This is a genomic window from Streptomyces himalayensis subsp. himalayensis, assembly GCF_013778455.1.
In the GTDB taxonomy this organism is placed as follows: domain Bacteria; phylum Actinomycetota; class Actinomycetes; order Streptomycetales; family Streptomycetaceae; genus Streptomyces; species Streptomyces himalayensis.
This window is the reverse complement of the sequence record NZ_JACEHE010000009.1, coordinates 1-17,153: the sequence shown is the minus strand read 5'-3', so window position 1 is coordinate 17,153 and position 17,153 is coordinate 1. Positions and strand designations below refer to the sequence as shown.

General features: G+C 72.2%; 9 protein-coding genes. 6 read left to right on the top strand and 3 right to left on the bottom strand.

Going from position 1 to position 17,153, the window contains the following annotated elements:
* The first annotated feature begins 273 nt into the window (after positions 1–273).
* On the top strand, positions 274–5,013 hold the full coding sequence (locus H1D24_RS16480; RefSeq protein WP_309484341.1) for a cation-translocating P-type ATPase: 4,740 nt from the start codon (positions 274–276) through the stop codon (positions 5,011–5,013).
* A gap of 215 nt (positions 5,014–5,228) precedes the next feature.
* Here H1D24_RS16480 and H1D24_RS16475 read toward each other — a convergent pair whose 3' ends face one another.
* Positions 5,229–7,526, bottom strand: coding sequence for an ATP-binding protein (locus tag H1D24_RS16475; RefSeq protein ID WP_309484340.1), 2,298 nt, complete (start codon positions 7,524–7,526; stop codon positions 5,229–5,231).
* Between the two features lie 248 nt (positions 7,527–7,774).
* Between H1D24_RS16475 and H1D24_RS16470 the strand changes: the two genes are divergently transcribed.
* The 5 genes from H1D24_RS16470 to H1D24_RS16450 all read left to right on the top strand — a co-directional run bounded on the left by H1D24_RS16470 (position 7,775) and on the right by H1D24_RS16450 (position 15,362).
* Positions 7,775–9,907 carry an ATP-binding protein gene (locus tag H1D24_RS16470; protein WP_181658327.1) on the top strand — a complete coding sequence of 711 codons (2,133 nt, stop codon included), beginning with the start codon at positions 7,775–7,777 and terminating at the stop codon, positions 9,905–9,907.
* 280 nt (positions 9,908–10,187) lie between these two features.
* Positions 10,188–10,382: a DUF5999 family protein gene (locus tag H1D24_RS16465; protein WP_181658532.1), complete on the top strand. Its 195-nt coding sequence runs from the start codon at positions 10,188–10,190 to the stop codon at positions 10,380–10,382.
* Positions 10,383–10,726: 344 nt separating this feature from the next.
* Positions 10,727–11,932: an MFS transporter gene (locus H1D24_RS16460; RefSeq protein WP_374064247.1), complete on the top strand. Its 1,206-nt coding sequence runs from the start codon at positions 10,727–10,729 to the stop codon at positions 11,930–11,932.
* A gap of 134 nt (positions 11,933–12,066) precedes the next feature.
* On the top strand, positions 12,067–14,292 hold the full coding sequence (locus H1D24_RS16455) for an FUSC family protein (RefSeq protein ID WP_181658326.1): 2,226 nt from the start codon (positions 12,067–12,069) through the stop codon (positions 14,290–14,292).
* 332 nt (positions 14,293–14,624) lie between these two features.
* Positions 14,625–15,362 carry an NPP1 family protein gene (locus tag H1D24_RS16450; RefSeq protein ID WP_181658530.1) on the top strand — a complete coding sequence of 246 codons (738 nt, stop codon included), beginning with the start codon at positions 14,625–14,627 and terminating at the stop codon, positions 15,360–15,362.
* 85 nt (positions 15,363–15,447) lie between these two features.
* On the opposite strand, the gene H1D24_RS16445 is transcribed toward H1D24_RS16450, so the two are convergent.
* Together H1D24_RS16445 and H1D24_RS16440 are read right to left on the bottom strand one after the other, a co-directional pair.
* Entirely contained in the window at positions 15,448–16,008 is a 561-nt protein-coding gene (locus H1D24_RS16445) for a GNAT family N-acetyltransferase (protein WP_181658325.1), read from the bottom strand.
* Positions 16,009–16,170: 162 nt separating this feature from the next.
* Positions 16,171–17,094 (bottom strand): carbohydrate kinase family protein, encoded by a 924-nt coding sequence (locus tag H1D24_RS16440; protein WP_309484338.1) that lies wholly within the window; start codon positions 17,092–17,094, stop codon positions 16,171–16,173.
* Positions 17,095–17,153 lie beyond the last annotated feature (59 nt).

Sequence of the window (17,153 nt, the reverse complement as noted above, 5' to 3'; positions counted from 1 at the left end):
GGGCGGCGCGCCGGCCCTGCTGCTGCAACGGCCGCCTGCGCGACAATGAGTGCGGCCTCTCGAAGAAGCACACGTCGACCGGGCGCGCTGTGGCGGCGGCCTTGGGCGGGCCGCCGTGACGCGTACTGTCGCACGCTGCCGTGTGGTCCCGCTGTGATCCCGCGGGCCTTCGCACAACGAGCGGTGCCAGCGGGACGAGGTCATACTGGTGGGACAGGGTGTCGTTCCCTGGCGGCACCGACTGGCACCGCTGCCGGCCGATGTGGAGGCCGCGTGATCCGGTCATTCCTCTCCGGAACCGCCCGGACTGTCACGGGCGCGGTGAGCGCCGCGCCCGCAGGGCTGACGGCGCTCGGACGCCTGCTGATGCCGGGTGTGCGGAAGACCAGGGAGGCCCCCGGCGGAGTGCAGATCGAGGTCCGCCGCCTGGGGCGGCCCGGTACGGCTCAGGAGGCCCGTGACCTCGAGGCCCGGTTGAGCGGGGTGCCGGGAGTGAGCCGCGCCGAGGTCAACGGGACGCTCGGCTGTGTGTACGTCGGCTGTGATCCCACGGAAACCGATCTTGAAGGCGTCGTCCGCCTCGTCGCAGAGGCCGACGATGCCGCCGTGCAGGCCGTCGGCGGAGAGAGCCGGGACGAGGCCGGTGCCGAGGTGGAGCGGGCCCTGCGGCCTGTCGGATGGCCGGGTGCCCCGCAAGCGGTGATCGGTGCGGCTGTCCAACTGGGCGCGAGCGTAATGGCCTTCGGCGTGGCGACCGTGGGCCGGACGATGCGGATCCGCGGCCTGCCCCCGTCCGTGTCGGCGGCGATCCAGCTCGCGGAGGCCACTCCGCGGCTGCGGGAGGGTGTCGCCCGCAGGGTCGGCGCCGCGGCCGCGGAGACCGGCTGGGCAGCGGCGAATCTGCTCACCACGACGTTGATGTTCCGCCCGCTGGGCGTCGCCGTTGCGACCGCCCTGGCCACTGCCCGGTACGCCGAGGCCCAGGCCCGGCGCAGGGCCTGGCACGACTGGGCACAGAGGCTCGCCGGCCGGGAGGGTGCGTACCGCCACGAGGCGGCACCGGCCTACGAGCGGCCCGCCCCGCTGCCGCCGGGGCCGGGGGAGCGGTATGCCAACGTGGCCGTTCCCGCCGCCCTCGCCGCGTACGGGCTCACCGCGGCCGGCACGCTCAGCCATGACAGAGGGCTGGCTCTGCTGATCGCCGCCACACCGAGAGGCCCGCGATTTGGCCGGGAGGCGCTCGCGTCCGCCGTGGCACAGACCGCCTCCACGCGCGGAGCGCTGGTTCTCCGGCCGGAGGCACTGCGCCGCCTCGACCGGATCGACGCCGTCGTCCTCGACGCCCGGCTGCTGGCCACCGGTACCTGGACCGTCGGGACGCTGATACGACTGACGCCGTCCGGCGAGCGGCCCCCGGAGGGGCCGGAAGGGGCGGCGTCCGGCATTCCCGACGTCGACGAAATCCACGCGCGAATCCACGAGTTGGTGGACGTCGCCGACCCGTCGCAGCCGAAGGAGCTCTCGGGCTGGGCGCTGCGGCCGTACCCCGCCCCGGACACCACCGTGCCGGACACTGCTACGCCGGAAACCGGCACGGCGGATGCGGCTTCCACGAGCACAGGCGAGGCTGCCGAGGCCGATGCCGGTGCAGCAGTCACCGGTGCGTCGTACGCCGAACTGCCCGAGGAAACAGCCGCCTTGGCGAAGCAGTGGGCCGACGAGGGCGCGAGGGTCCTGCTCGTCCTCCGGCACGGCACCCCCGTTGCCGTCGCCGGACTGGCCCCTCAACTGCACCCGCTCGCCGAGCACTTGGTGCAGGCGGCACGTGCGTGCGGCCGGGTGGTGCTCGTCGGAGGGGCGCCGGGGCTCCACCGCAGGTTCGGACTGGACGAGGCCGCCCCCACCGGCGGCACCCGCACGGCCTCACTGGTCCGTTCCCTCCAGGAGGAGGGACACGGTGTCGCCGTGGTCACCACCCGCACCCGCCGCGCCCTCGTCCGCGCGGATCTGGGCATCGGGGTGACAACCGGAGCCCGCCAGGTGCCCTGGGACTCGGACATCGCCGCACCGCCCGACGTGGCGCACCTGCTGCTGACCGCGGTGCCGGAGGCGCGCAGGCTGGGCCTGCTGTGCGCCCGAATGGAAGCCGCCGGGGCCCTTGTGGGCGGCACCCTCGGGCTCGCCGGCCCGCGCCGCGGGGCCTGGGCGCGCGCCCGCCTCGTGGCGGACAGCGTGACCATCGCCGGGCTGGTGGCGGGAATGTGGGCAGGCTGGCGGTTGCGCGGCCAGCCGGCCCCGGCCGGCGTCGAGCGCACACCCTGGCACGCCATGACGGTACGTCAGGTCATGGCCCGGCTCGGCTCGTCGTCCCGGGGACTCGACGACGCCGAGGCCGCACGGCGCCGCCAGGTCGAAGGAACGGAACGACCGGCCGGCGCCGTGACGCTGATCGGCAGGGTCGCGGAAGAGCTGGCCAACCCGCTCACACCCATCCTCGCGATCGGCGGCGGAATCTCGGCGGCGCTCGGCTCCGTCGTCGACGCGGTGCTCATCGGCGGAGTGCTCGGCGTCGACGCAGTCGTCGGCGGGGCGCAACGGGTCAGGGCGGACCGCGCCGCGGACCGCCTCGTCGAAGCGACCTCGGCACGCGTGAGGTTGCGCCGGGTGGGCCGCACCGGCGTCATCGAGACGTCCGCAGACCGCCTGGTACGTGGCGATGTGATCGAGCTGCTGGCCGGTGACGCGGTCCCGGCCGACTGCCGGGTGGTGCACGCGACGGGCCTGGAGGTCGACGAGTCCAGCCTCACCGGCGAGTCGCTGCCCGTCGTGAAGACGTCGGCGCCGACGGCCGCGCGGGCCGTCGCGGACCGGAGTTCCATGCTCTACCAGGGCACGACGGTGGCGGCGGGCAGCGCGCTTGCCGTGGTCGTCGCGACCGGCACCGGGACCGAGGCGGGCAGCGCCGCGGAGGCGGCTCCGGGCGCCCCGGAAAGCGGCGTCGAACGCCGCTTGAACGCCCTCGGCCGCTGGTTCCTGCCGCTGTCCATCGCGTCGGGCGTCGTCCTCTTCCTCGCCGATATCTCACGCCGGCGGCCCCTGGGCGCGGCGCTGGGCAACGCCGTCAGCCTGTGTGTCGCCGCCGTACCGGAAGGGCTTCCCTTCGTCGCCACGGTCGCGGAACTGGCCGCTGCCCGCCGCCTGTCCGGCCGCAACACCCTCGTACGCAGCGCTCCTACCATCGAGGCGCTCGGCCGTACCGATGTGCTCTGCTTCGACAAGACCGGCACGCTCACCGAGGGGCGGATCAGCCTCCGCGAGGTGTCCGACGGCCTCGAACGGCGACCGCCCGAGCACCTCACACCCGCCCTGCGCCGCGTGGTCGCCACGGCGGTACTCGCGGGTCCGGAGGGGCCGCCCGCGACGCTCACCCATCCCACCGACCGGGCCATCGCGGCCGGTGGCGAACTGCTCGGCACCACCCCGGCCTTGGCGGCCGGCCTGCCCGCGGGCGCGTGGGAGCGGGTGGCTGAGCTGCCGTTCGAGCCGGGACGCGGCTACCACGCCGTGCTCGGCCGAGCTGGCACACAGGCACGGATGGTCGTCAAGGGAGCCCCGGAGGTCGTGCTGGCCCGCTGTGACCGGGTCCGCCGGAACGACTCCACCGCACCGTTCGACGACCGGCTGCGGCAGTGGATCGAAGAGGAGATCGACCACCATGCCCGTCGCGGCCTCCGGGTCCTCGCGGTCGCCGACCGCATCCCTCCCGACGAGACCGGGCAGACAGAGACCGCGCAGCAAGAGACCGGGCAGAAAGAGACCGCTCTCGCCGACGAGGACGTCAACGGGCTGTGCCTGCTGGGCCTGCTCGGACTGGCGGACCCGGTGCGGGGCACCGCGGCCGAGAGCGTCAGCCGCCTGGCCGCGGCCGGAGTGCGGATCGTCATGCTCACCGGCGACCACCCCAGCACCGCCGCCGCCATCGCCGGCGAACTGCAACCCGACGAGGAACTGCGGATGATGACCGGGGCGGAGCTCGACGCCCTCGACGACGCCGCCCTCGCCCGGACGCTGCCGCAGGTCGCGGTCTTCGCCCGGGTCACCCCTGCCCACAAGGTACGCATCGTCACCGCACTCCGCGCGGCCGGCAGCGTGGTCGCCGTGACGGGCGACGGCGCCAACGACGCACCGGCCATCCGGATCGCCGACGTGGGCATCGCCATCGGCTCCCGGGCGACGCCCGCCGCGCGCGCCGCAGCCGACGTCGTGGTGACCGACGACCGCATCGAGACCATCGTCGACGCCATCGTCGAGGGACGGGCCATGTGGGGCTCCGTCCGCAAGGCGTTGGGCATCCTGCTCGGTGGCAACCTCGGTGAGATCGCTTTCACCCTGGCGACCAGCCTGCTCACCGGGCGCAGCGCGCTGAACGCGCGTCAGCTGCTCCTGGTCAACCTCCTCACGGACATGCTGCCGGCCATGGCCATCGCCGCCCGGCCACCGGCGGGCCGCGCCGAACGCCTGCTCGCGGAAGGCCCCGAGGCATCGCTCGGCAAGGCCCTCACGCGCCACATCCGCCTGCGCGCGACCATCACCGGGGCCGCGGCGGCGAGTGCCTGGATCGTCGCCCGCGTGACCGGCACCCGGGCCCGGGCCGACACGGTCGCCCTGGTCGCCCTCGTCGCCTCCCAGTTGCTGCAGACGCTCGTGGACGCGGGCCGCGACCCGGTGGTGGCCGTCGCCGCCGTGGGGTCCCTGGCGGCGCTTGCGCTGGTGGTCTCCGTTCCCGGCCTCAGCCAGTTCTTCGGAAGCCGGCCGCTCGGCCCTGCGGGGTGGACGATCGGCCTGGCAGCGGCGGCCGGATCCGTCCTGCTCCCCGCCATGTGGCACGGCGTCACTGCTCGCGGCCCGCAGACACGCGTCACCGCCGAGAGCGGACGGACACGCTACGAGGGCCGCGCCGCGGCGCACCGCATTCCCTCCCCGCGGGAGCCCGCGGAGTCGCGGCCGGTCTGACCTTGGGACTGCGGGTTCCGGTGCCCGGGTCAAGTGCACGGGCCGACTGGCGTAACCGGCTCGTCAGCCTTCGGCGTAGCGTCCACGCTCGTTCCACCGGATGGGTGATCGTCTTCTCACCCGGCACCCGCCGGACCGGCCGCCCCCGCTCCCGCCCGCCCCACCCGCCCTGCGACCGGCGCGACCGCGGCCGGGCACATCGTGCTGCGGGCCCGTTAGCCGGGTGTCAGCCCGTCGCTGGGAACCGAGGTCCGTTGCTGTTCGGCGGCCCAGACCGCGATCTGCGAGCGCGAGTTGAAACCGAGCTTGCTCAGGATGTGCTCGATGTGGCCCTCCGCCGTTCGCTGGGCGATCACCAGTGTCGCCGCGATCTCCTTGTTGCTGAGACCCTGCGCGACCAGGTGCGAGATCTCGGTTTCCCGGGGAGTGAGCGGCGAGGGCGCCTCCGCCTCCTCGGACGGTTCCGCCGCCGGCAGTCTGTCTTCGAGCGCGTAGGTCAGCGCCTCGTCGTAGGAGAGGCCGGCGCCGACCCTGAACGCGCTCTCGAAGGCCGACTTGCTCAGCGCGCGGCGCGTGCTCGCCTCGCACTCCTCGTGGTAGTGCACCAGATGCCCGTATCCCGACAGCGGGGCGCCGATCGCCTGCCAGATGGTCTGCAGGACTCCGAGGAGCCCGGCCGCACTCCGGTGCTGCTTCTCGGTGGCCGCGATCCAGGCCAGTACCTCCAGATTGACCCCGACGCCGAGCGGATCGTCGAGCGAGTGGTTGAACGCGAGGCTCTCCTTCTCCAGAGCCGCCGCGCGCTCGGTGTCGCCCTGGCGCCACACCTCGATGCCGAGCGCCATCATCGTGTACGCCCGGTGCCAGCCCTCGCCGTATGCGTCGCAGACCTTGAGTGACTCCTCGCCCAGGGCGATGGCGCCCGGAGAGTCACCCGAGAAGGAGTGGGCCAGGGACAGCCGGATGAGCGCCAGCGCGAGCCCCACGGGATCGCCGATGGCGCGATGGCGCCCCACGGCGTCCTTGTAGAGCCTGATCGCGGACTCGATCTCGTTCCGGCACATGGCGACCATGCCGGAGTAGAGCGCGACGTAGGCGAGGACGGAATCCAGCCCGAGCCGGGTCCCCAGGTCGCGGGCCTCGTCCAGCATGGCGGAGGCCGCGTCGATGTCGGACTGGATGATGGCCAGCCAGGCGTCGGTCCACAGTGCGCGGGCCCGGACCTCGGTGGGTTCGGTGCAGACGGCGAGCCCCTCGTCCAGCCAGCGGCGTCCTTCGGCGAGGTAGTAACTGGTGATCCAGTGGTAGAGGAGGTCGGTGGCGATGCTGAGGCCGATCGGGGCCTCGCCGGGCTGGGTGAAGCTGTACTCCAGGGCGATGCGCAGGTTGGCGTGCTCCAGCTGGAGCCGGGAGAACCAGGCGACCTGGCCGGGCCCGAAAAGCTCCGTCCGCGCATCCGCCGCCAGCCGCCGGTAGTAGTCGCGGTGCCGCCGCAACTGGGCCGCCTCCTCGCCGGACTCGGCGAGCTTCTCCCTGCCGTACTGGCGGAGGGTTTCCAGCATGCGGTAGCGCACTCCTGAGGGGTGCTCCTCCCGGAGCAGCACCGACTTGTCCACCAGCCCGGTCACCAGGTCCAGGACCTCGTCGTCGGCGACGCCTTCCCCGCAGCAGACCGCCTCGGCCGCCTGCAGATCGAGGCTCCCGGCGAAAACCGAGATCCGGGCCCACAGCAGTTGCTCCCGCTCGGTGCACAGGTCGTAGCTCCAGCCGATCAGGGCGCGCAGCGTCTGATGGCGGGGCAGGACAGCCCGTGAACCCGTGGTGAGCAGCCGGAACTGGTTGTCGAGCCTGTCCAGCAGCTGCTGTACGGAAAGCGCTCTCAACCGCACCGCGGCCAGTTCGATGGCCAGCGGGATACCGTCCAGCCTCCGGCACACCTGCTCCACCGCGTCACGGTTGGCCTCGGTGACGGCGAATCCCGGCAGGATCGCCGCGGCCCGGTCCACGAAGAGCCGCACCGCGTCGCACTGGGCGAGGGAGGCGGCGGACAGCGGACGGCCTCCGGAGTCCGGCAGCGTCAGCGTCGGTACGGGCAGGGTCTGCTCGGAGGCGATGCCCAGCGGCTGTCTGCTGGTGGCCAGTACGCGCAGCATCGGTGCCTCCCGCAGCAGGCGGTCGGTGAGCAGCGCGCAGCTCTCCACCATGTGCTCGCAGTTGTCCAGCACCAGCAGGGCCTGCTTGTCCCGCAGATGGTCGGTGAGGACGTCGATGGCGGGCCGGGACGAGTGGTCCCGTATCTCCAGGGTCTCGGCGACGCTCTGGACGAGCAGTTCCGGACTGCCCAGTGCGGCGAGTTCCACCAGCCATACGCCGTCGGGGAACGCCCTGCGCGCATCGTCTGCGACGCGGAGCGCCAGCCGGGTCTTGCCGACCCCGCCCACTCCCGTGAGGGTCACCAGGCGGGACGTGCCCAGCATTCTCTTCACGTCGGCCGTCTCGTGCCGACGTCCCACGAAACTCGTGACCTCGGCCGGGAGCCTGCCTGGCTGTACTCCCGCCGAGGTGCTCGTTGCCGCCGCGCCCATGAATGCCTCGAACCAGCCACGGTCAACGGGTTTCACCCGCTCGGACCGAGCCGACACCTCAAGGCTATGCCCGGTGTGCCCGGCTCGCACCGCTCCGGAAGGCGTCCTGGCAGGGGCCCGGCCGTATTTGACCGGCATTTGACCGGCACAGTGCACGGACCTAGCGTGAAGTCACTATGGCGGCGGAGCACGCGCCGACGCGGCAGAGGGGCAACCTCCCCGGCGAACCCGATCTTGTCGGCCGCCAGCAGGAGCTGTCCGAGGCCGGGAGGCTGCTCACCAGCGCACGTCTGCTGACCCTCACCGGCGTCGCCGGCGTCGGCAAGACCCGGCTGGCGCGTCGTGTCGCCGACCAGGTCCGCGCGTCCTTCCCGGACGGCGTCTGGCTGGTCGAGCTCGCGCCGCTGGAGGACGAGAGCCTCCTCCCGCAGACGGTCGCGGGCACACTCGGGCTCGGGGACCAGGCCGCGCGGCACCCGGTGCAGTTGCTCGTCGACCACCTGCGGGACAAGCGGGCCCTGCTGGTGCTGGACAACTGCGAGCACCTGCTGACGGGCTGCGCGCTGCTCACCGACCGCCTGCTGCGGGAGGCTCCCCGGCTACGGATCCTGGCCACCAGCCGCCAGCCACTGCGGCTGGAGGGCGAGTCGGTGATGGTGGTGGCGCCCTTGCCCGTGCCCGCGTCGGACGTGCCGTATCGCCCGGAACGCCTGGCCGACTACGCAGCGGTGCGGCTCTTCGCGCTGCGGGCTCAGCAGGCGGTGCCAGGGTTCGTACTGGGCCCGGAGAACCTGGACACGGTGGTACGGCTCTGCAGACGGCTGGACGGCCTCCCGCTCGCCATCGAACTGGCCGCCGGGGGACTGCGGACGCTCCCCGCCGACCAGATCCTGTACCGGGTGGGCCGGCGGCTGGAGCCCGCGAGGGGGACAGGCACCGCCGTGGCGCTGACGCGGCACGAGACCCTGACCGCGGCCATCGACTGGAGTCACGACCTGTGCTCCCCGGGCGAACGGGCACTCTGGGCGCGGGTGTCCGTGTTCGCCGGGGCCTTTGACCTGGAGGCGGCGGAAGAGGTCTGCTCCGGCGACGGCATCGCCCGCGACGATGTCCTCGACCTGGTGGCAGGGCTGGTCGACAAATCGATCCTGATCCGGCAGGAGCAGGCGGAGCGGGTGCGGTACCGGCTGCTGGAGACGATCCGGCAGTACGGCATGGACCGCCTCGCCGGGCTCGGTCTGGTGCCGGCACTGCAGCGTCGCCACCGGGACTGGTGCCACCGGCTGGCCTGCCTGGCGGAGACGGAGTGGCTGACCTGGCGCCAGGAGGAGTGGCTGGCCCGCCTGCGCAGCGAGCACTCCAACCTCCGGGCCGCGCTGGAGTTCTGCTGCTCGGATCCCGCGGATGCCAGGGCGGGTCTTGAGATCGCCGCGGCGCTGTGGCCGCACTGGATCTGCGGTGGATATCTCAGCGAGGGCCGCCACTGGCTCGGCCAGCTGCTGTGGCTCGTGCCCGAGGAGACCGTGGCCCGCGGCCGGGCGCTGTGGGTGGACGCCTGGCTGGCGACGCTCCAGGGCGACACCTCCTCGGCGCAGCCGCGGCTGGAGGAGTGCCGGGCGCTGGCGCTCCGCCTCGACCATCCCCCCACCCGGACCAGGTGCACACAGCACCTCGGCGGCCTCGCCCTGTTCGAGGGCGACTTCCCGGGAGCCGCACGGCTCTTGCAGGAGGCGCTCGCAGGCCACCGCACGGCCGGTGACCGCAACGGCGTGATGACCTGCCTCTATCAGCTCACCATGGCCTGCGCTCTCTACGGTGACTACCGGGCCGCCCTCTTCGGCGAGGAGTGCCTGGCGCTGTGCGAGTCGGCAGGCGCCCAGTGGTCCCGCTCGTACGCGCTGTGGGCGCTGGGCCTGTACACCTGGCGCCAGGGCGCGACGCGGCGCGGGACCGAGCTGGTGCGAGACGCCCTGCGCACCCGGTGGGCCGTGCGCGACGGATGGGGCATGGCGCAGTGCCTGGAGGTCCTGGCCTGGATCGCCGCCTCGTCGGGGCAGCCCGAGGCCGCCGCCCGGATGCTGGGCTCCGCGTCCGCGATGTGGCGCTCGATCGGCACGTCGCAGTCGGGGTTCCGGCATCTGGCCGCCGGGCACGAGCAGACCGCGGCGCGGCTGCGAGGCGACCTCGGGGAACGGGCGTACGAGGACGCGTTCCGGCAGGGCACCGAGCTGGCGCCGGACGAGGCCGCCGGACGCGCGCTGCACGACCCGGCTCCTTCGAACCCGATGACCCCTCTCGCGGACCTTTGAGCGTCTCTGATCCCATCGGTGAGCCTCGTCGGACCCTGTTCCGACCTCGTGATCCTTGTCTGACTTCGTCGAAAAGCCCTCCGGCGGCCGGAGGCAGTGCGTCGCTGCCAGAGGGTAAGGGGAGCATCACTCCGCGTCGACGACGGTGGATCTACGTATGACGGATCAGGTACCCATTCGGGGATTTCTCCCCTCCCCGGACCCGGTGGTGCGGACGAAGCTGACTGCGTTCCTGGAAGATTCCGTCGCCGGGCGGCGGAGGACCACGAAGGCCCTGTCCATGTGCGACCACCAACCCCCGTGCCCACACGCCGACGCCTCCGACCACGGCTCGGCACGCCGCGTGGCCTCCCACCCGGAGCAGGGTTGGAGTCTGCTGTGCAACGGCGTGGTGGTCTTCACCGACGACGGCGAGATCCAGCCCGACGGACGCGTCATCCCGGCCCCTCGGACGCATCCCGGACCGACAGCATGAACGCGGCGCTCACCATCGCACCGCGTTCTCGCACCCCGTCGAAGGGAGCTGCGATCAGTTGCGCATCCGGAGAGAGCAGAGCCAAGGAAGGGAGAATCGCTTGGCGAGACCTGTACGGCACACAGTCCCGATGAAGGGAGATGCCCTTGGCGGACACGATGCTCAGGCCCACACAGCGACGCCCATAGGCCCGGAGACCGGAAGCTGACGACCCTCACCACAGCCTCCGCCTCCGGGCCCCCTTGTGCCGGGACTTCGGCGGCCCTCGGCGAGTCCCCCGGGGGCCAGGACCAGGGCCGCGCGGCCGGTGCCGCACGTACCGTGCCAACTGCCTATGGTGAGATGTGATCAGTCAGGATACGAACCGTCAGCAGAGCGGCGTACGGCCCGGATACGTGGCCGCGGCGGGCGTGTTCGCGATCGGGATGATGGGCACGACCCTGCCGACTCCGCTGTACGGGCTCTACCGTGAGCAGATCGGGTTCTCCGAACTGCTCGTCACCGTGGTCTTCGCCGTCTACGCCATCGGCGTGATCGCCGCCCTGCTCATCGCCGGCGACTTCTCCGATGTTCTCGGCCGCCGCCCGATCCTGCTCTGCGCCCTGGGACTGGCCGCTCTGAGCGCGTTGTGCTTCCTGTCAGAGGGCGGACTGCCGCTGCTTTTCGCCGGTCGCGTCCTGTCGGGCCTCTCCGCGGGCCTGCTGAGTGGTACCGGTACGGCCGCCGTACTGGAACTGGCACCCGCCGGGCGACGCGCACGCGCGGGATTCGCGGCGACCGCGGCCAACATCGGCGGCCTGGGGCTCGGCCCCCTGACCGCGGGGGCCCTGGCCGAGTACGCGCCGTGGCCCCTGAGGCTGCCCTTCCTGATGCATCTGGCGCTCCTCGTGATCGCGGTGGCTGTCACCTGGCTGCTGCCCGAGACCGTGCACCGCAGCGGGGAGAGGCGCCCGCTGCGGCCGCAGGGCATGGTCGTCCCCGCGGAGGTACGCGGTGTGTTCGCGCCCTCCGCACTCGCCGCCTTCGCCGGATTCTCGCTGCTCGGCCTGTTCACCGCGGTCGCTCCGGCCTTCCTCAGCGAGACGCTCGGTGTGCACAACCTGGCCGTGTCCGGCGCCGTCGTCTTCTCCGTCTTCTGCGCCTCGACCGTCGGGCAGTTGCTGATGAGCCGCGTCAGCGCACGCCGCGCCCTGCCCGTCGGCTGCCTGGTGCTCGTGGCCGGCCTGCTTCTGGTGGGCGTGTCTCTGCTGCTGGCGTCGCTGCCGTTCCTGCTCGTTGGTGCAGTTGCGGGTGGCATCGGCCAGGGCCTGGCCTTCCGGGCAGGGCTGACCGTGGTGAGTACGGCGGCTCCGGAAACCCGCAGGGGCGCGACCATCTCGGCGTTCTTCGTCGTCGCGTACGGGGGTATCTCGGTGCCCGTCATCGGGGTCGGCGCCCTGACGATGGCACTGGGGCTGCGGAACGCAGGCCTGGTGTTCGCAGGTTGCGTCATGGTGCTGGCTGCCGGAGCGGGCGGCCACCTGTGGCGACGGCCGGCTGTGGAGGCGTGACGGCCCCCGCGGCCCGGCCCGCGAACGCCCGAACGCCCGGTCGCAGCAGTGCGGAACGCACGTATGGATGCTGATGCGGCTGTTCCGGGCAGATGTGATCATGCAGGGAGGACGAGCGGGCAGGGATGCTGACCATGGGCCCTGAGACGGACACCAGCAGTGCCACCGTCCGGTCACGTCCGCACCCCGTCCTGGCGCTCCGGCGTGCCGCCACCGCACTCCGGCACGGAACGGGCACCCCTGCCTGCGCGGGCCGACGGGCCGTCCGGGTGACGGTCGCGGCCATCGCCGCCTTCTTCATCGGCCTCTACGGGCTGAACCAGCCGGTCACCGCCACGTACGCCCTGTTCGCGGCGGTGGCGATGGCCGGTCTCTCCCGGATCCCCGGCACAGGGCGCCAGCGCGCGGCCGTCGTGGTCCGGATGCTCCCGGTCGGCTGGGTTCTCGTGACGGCCGGGACGCTGCTCGCGGTACGCACCTGGGCCGCGGTGGCGGGGATGCTGGTGATCGGCTTCCTGCTGGCGTTCGCGGCGGCGGCCGGTCCCCGGTTGGCCGGGGCGGCTCCCGGGCTGCAACTGCTGTACATCCTGCCGTGCTTCCCTCCGTTCGCCCCGCAGACTCTGGGGGAACGGCTGGGCGGGATGACACTGGGCATCCTGCTGATCGTGGTCGCCGAGAGCCTGCTGCTGCCCGACCCGCCCACCGCCTCCTACCGCGCCCTGTCGGCGGACGCGGCCATGACCGCGGCGCGCTGCGCGACCGAGCTGACCCGCCCGCCGTGGACTCTGTCAGACGGGGCGCGCAGCGCGGCACGGGCGGCCGGCGAAGCGCTGCGTCCCTCCCAGGTAGCCGAGTCGGAGCGTCCTGCCGGACCGGGGCCCCGGGAGCGGGCACTCGCCCACACCGGCATGGCCGCCCGTGTCCTCCTCGCGCGTCTGCCGGAGGTGCCAGGCCCGGGCCATCGGGCCCCGCATCCCCAGTCCCTCGAACTCCTGCACCTGATTGCGGAGTCGGCCCGGCGGTCCGCAGCCGCGCTGCGCACCGGCCGACCGGCCGGCCCGGGACGGCTGCCGGCCGCCCTGGCCCTGTACCGGCGCCTTCGCACGGTGCCGACGGACGGGGCGGCGCCCGAGACCACCAGTACGGTGATGTACCGTCAGGCGATGCTCATCGAGGCCGCCCATGCCGGGGTGACGCTGGCGACGGCCGCCGATCTCGCCCTGGGACGGCGCCTCCGGCCCGACGAGACACCAGACGGCAGTTTCTGGTACGTGGGGCACAGCACGGTCCGGCTGTGGGCGCATCGCCTGATGGCGCATCTGAGCCCCCGCTCCGTGTACTTCCAGAACGCGGTCCGCATCAGCCTCGCCCTGGCGGCCGCCCGTACGGTGGCCGGCGTCGTCTCCCTCCCACACGGCTTCTGGGCCATGCTGGCCGCTCTGACACTGATCCGCACCACGGCCGCACAGACGGGTGCGGTCGTGCGACAGGCCCTCATCGGCGCTCTGCTGGGTGCGCTGGCCGCCGCGGTCCTGCTGGTGTTCGTCGGAGGGAACACCACGGCCTACGCGGTGGTACTGCCGGTGGTCATGCTCGCCACGTTCTGGATCGGACCGACACGGGGCGTGGGCTGGGCGCAGGGCTTGTTCACCCTGGTGGTGTCCGTCGTCTTCGCCCAACTCGCGCCTGCCACCTGGCACCTGGCCGCGGTCCGCTTCCTCGACGTGCTCACCGGCAGTGTGATCGGGCTGGTGATCGGGCTGCTCGCCTGGCCACGAGGCGCCCATGAGGAACTGCGCCGCGACGTCGCCGCGCTGCTCCGCACCATCGGTTCGACCATCACGTCGACCACGTCGATCCTCACCGCAGGCCACGCGGAGGGCCGGGACAGGCCACATTTGCCGTCTCTGCAGCACGCTCTGATGCTGGCGGAGTCCTCCTTCGCGCAGTACCAGAGCGAGCCGCGCCGGGCCGACACACCGGTGGCGGACTGGCAGGCCGCTCTGATGGCCGGCCATCACGCGTTGCGGGGGTCCCGGCGCCTGGTGGAATGGGGGGAATCGGACGCAGGGGTCCGGTCGCTCGAGCCTGCGTACGGGGCGCGGCTGGCCCGGGACGGCGCCGAACTGGCCCGGCAGTACGAGCTGGTGGGCACCCTCCTCGCAGGCGCACGTCCGCTGTCGTCGCTGTCCGGCCGTCCGGGCCCCGGCGACCCGGACGCCCGGCCACACGGCGCCCCCGCCCCGCCGGTCTACTACGACGCCGAGGCATGGCTGCAGGGCCTGGCCGTCGATCTGGACCGCATCACCGCGGCGACGGCCGGGGCCGCGGCGGGGCCACCCTCCAAGAACGCAGGTTGATCCGGCCGAACGCCCCAGCTCCCTCGGGGGCTTGATCGGGCGCTGCCGGATGCTGCTCCGTAGCCGCCGACCGGTGCGCTGTGCACGCTTCTGCGTTGCTCTGGTGGAGTCAAGTCCGGGTGGAGCAGCCGTACTTCGCCGTCTCCCTCTGCTGCATGTGCGACTCCGGCCTCTCATCTCCTCCTGTGTTGGCTGATCTTTCATCGTTCTGACACCTGTCGACGCTCAGGTTGTCAACGAGGACCCCAACAATGAGCTGAGCATGCCAATCTGGCTCGCCTACCCCCCATGCCGCGGTCCATCAGGAGGACGCAGTGAAGAGGCGCTCGCTCATGCGCAAGGTCCCGCTCACCCTCGCCAGCGCCATCGCGCTGGTCGTCGCCTTTCCGGGCAGCGCGCTCGCCGACCCTCCCAAGGGCCTGCCCGCCAACGCGGACAGCCTGGAGCAGACGTACCAACCCGCCTATGACTACGACACGGACGGCTGCTACCCCACTCCGGCCATCGGCCCCGACGGGACCATAAACGGCGGCCTCAACCCGTCCGGGGCCCTCAACGGCCAGTGCCGCGACTCATGGGATCTCGACAACACCAACGGATACGCGCGCTACAAGTGCAACAACGGCTGGTGCGCGCTCATGTACGGCCTCTACTTCGAGAAGGACCAGGCGACGATAGGCGGGCACCGCCACGACTGGGAGCACGTCGTGGTGTGGGTGCAGAACAACCAGGCCCAGTACGTCTCCACCTCCAACCACGGCAGTTTCACCGTCCACAGTCGTGACCAGATCCGCTGGGACGGGACGCACCCCAAGATCGTCTATCACAAGGACGGTGCGAGCACCCACTGCTTCCGCGCCGCCAACTCCAACGACGAGCCACCGGAGAACCATTACCGGACCTGGCAGTTCCCCACCCTGGTCGGCTGGAACGGCTACCCGGCAGGAGTCCGCGACAAGTTGAGCCAGGCCGACTTCGGCAGTGCCGTCTTCGGCCTCAAGGACGGGAACTTCAACAACCACCTGGCGAACGCCAAGCCGGCCGGCATTTCGTTCGACCCCTACGCCTGAGGCTGAGCGACGCGACCGCTGCAAGCGAGGGGACGTGCGGACTTGCCTCCGTCGCCGACGGAGGCAAGTCGTCGCGGTGGGCGCTCTACGACGCCTGCCTGACAGCGCGCCACTCCGGTGCGAGCACCGACCAGACCTCCATGTCGTGCCGCTTCCCCCGGTACCGGTAGCTCTCCCGCAGCACGCCTTCCTTCGTCATCCCCAGTCGCCGGGCCACGGCGATGCTGGGCTCGTTCGCCGCCGAGACCTGCCACTCCACGCGGTGGATGCCACGCTCCTCGATGGCCCAGTCGATGATCACGCGCGCGGCCCTGGTGACCAGCCCCCTGCCCACCGCCGACGGCTCCAGCCAGCAGCCCGCCTCGGCGGTGCCGTGCTCGACGTCCATCGTCCGGAAGAGGACTCCGCCGACCAGCTTGCCGTCCGTCCAGATGCCGTAGATCCGCCCGGCGTCGGCCGCGGCCTTCTCCGCGTACGACTGCAGGTACGAGCGGCTCGACGCCAGGTCCGTGACGGCGTCCGGCAGTCCGACGTACCGCCCGATGAACTCCCGTCCTCGGTCCATGTGGACCAGGAACTCCTCGGCCCGCCAAGGCTCGAGCGGGCGCAGGTCCGCGCCGTCGTCGCCCAGGGATATCGCGTACATCGTCACCTTCCATGGTCGAACAAGCGCGCAGGGCGAGGGGATCTTCTCACGGGCGTTGCGGGCCGCCATCTCTGTTTCGGCGCCACCGGCGGCTTGGGCACCACCGGCGGCTTCAGCGCCACCGGCGGCTTCGGCACCACCGGTGGCGCGGCGACACGGCATTTACAGGGAGCCGCCCAGGAGGGCCTCCGGTGAGATGAGGGCGGTGGAGCCTGGGGCCGTGCAGGCGTAAGCCCCCGCCACCGCGCCCAGGCGGGCGCTCTCCAGTACGTCTCGGCCGGTGAGCCTGCCGTACAGGAACCCGCACACATACGCGTCGCCCGCACCGTTGGAGTCCACCGCCGGTGCGGGCGGCACGGTCGCCGGGATGTGGTGCGGGGTGGAGTCGCCGTCCCGGCTGACGATGTCCCGGGTGAGGACGTAGGAGCCGTCCGCGCCTGCCGTGGCGACCACGGTCTGCGCGCGGCCCTCGCGGAGGATCTCCCGCATCAGAGCGGGGGTTTCCTCGCCCGCGCCCGCCGCGCTGAGGAAGACGAGGTCGGAGCGGAGGGCGAACTCCCTGTGGTGGTCGGCCAGTCCGTCCCAGTCGTGCAGATCGGTGGACACGGGGACGCCGAGGTCCTCGATGTCGTCGTAGAGGAAGCGCGCGAAGTTCATGATGGACACGTGCACGTGGCGGGCGCGCCGCAGCCGGGGCAGGTAGTGGTCGCGGGGCATCCGCAGACCGTCCGGGTCGCGGGCATCGTAGAAGGACATCCGGCGGCCGGTCGCGTCCACCAGGTTCACCGCGCGGCGGGTGCCGGCGGGGGAGATCACCGGGGCGAACTCCACGTCGCCCTTTGCCAGTCGCTCGCGTACCTGCGCGCCGATCCAGTCGTCGCCGATGCAGTCGAGCAGCGCGACCCTGAGGCCGAGTGCGCGAGCACCGAGGGCCAAGTTCCCCCCGGTGTGGCCGGGCCACTCCTCGATCGGCCCGACCAGGACCGAGTCGGCGAGCGGGACCGGCAGCGAGTCGACGCGGACGATGGTGTCCACCCCGCTGCCGCCGATGACCACGACGTCGTACTCCGGGTGCTGCTGACTCACAGTTCCGCCTCTCTGTCCCCGCCGGGTCCCAGTATGCGGTGCCGGGTCGTCAGGGACTG

Coding starts and splice junctions, on each gene's coding strand:
- H1D24_RS16465 (WP_181658532.1), top strand. CDS start 10,188: ATGTGCGACCACCAACCCCCGTGCCCACACGCCGACGCCTCCGACCAC.
- H1D24_RS16445 (WP_181658325.1), bottom strand. CDS start 16,008: ATGTACGCGATATCCCTGGGCGACGACGGCGCGGACCTGCGCCCGCTC.
- H1D24_RS16450 (WP_181658530.1), top strand. CDS start 14,625: ATGCGCAAGGTCCCGCTCACCCTCGCCAGCGCCATCGCGCTGGTCGTC.
- H1D24_RS16470 (WP_181658327.1), top strand. CDS start 7,775: ATGGCGGCGGAGCACGCGCCGACGCGGCAGAGGGGCAACCTCCCCGGC.
- H1D24_RS16455 (WP_181658326.1), top strand. CDS start 12,067: ATGGGCCCTGAGACGGACACCAGCAGTGCCACCGTCCGGTCACGTCCG.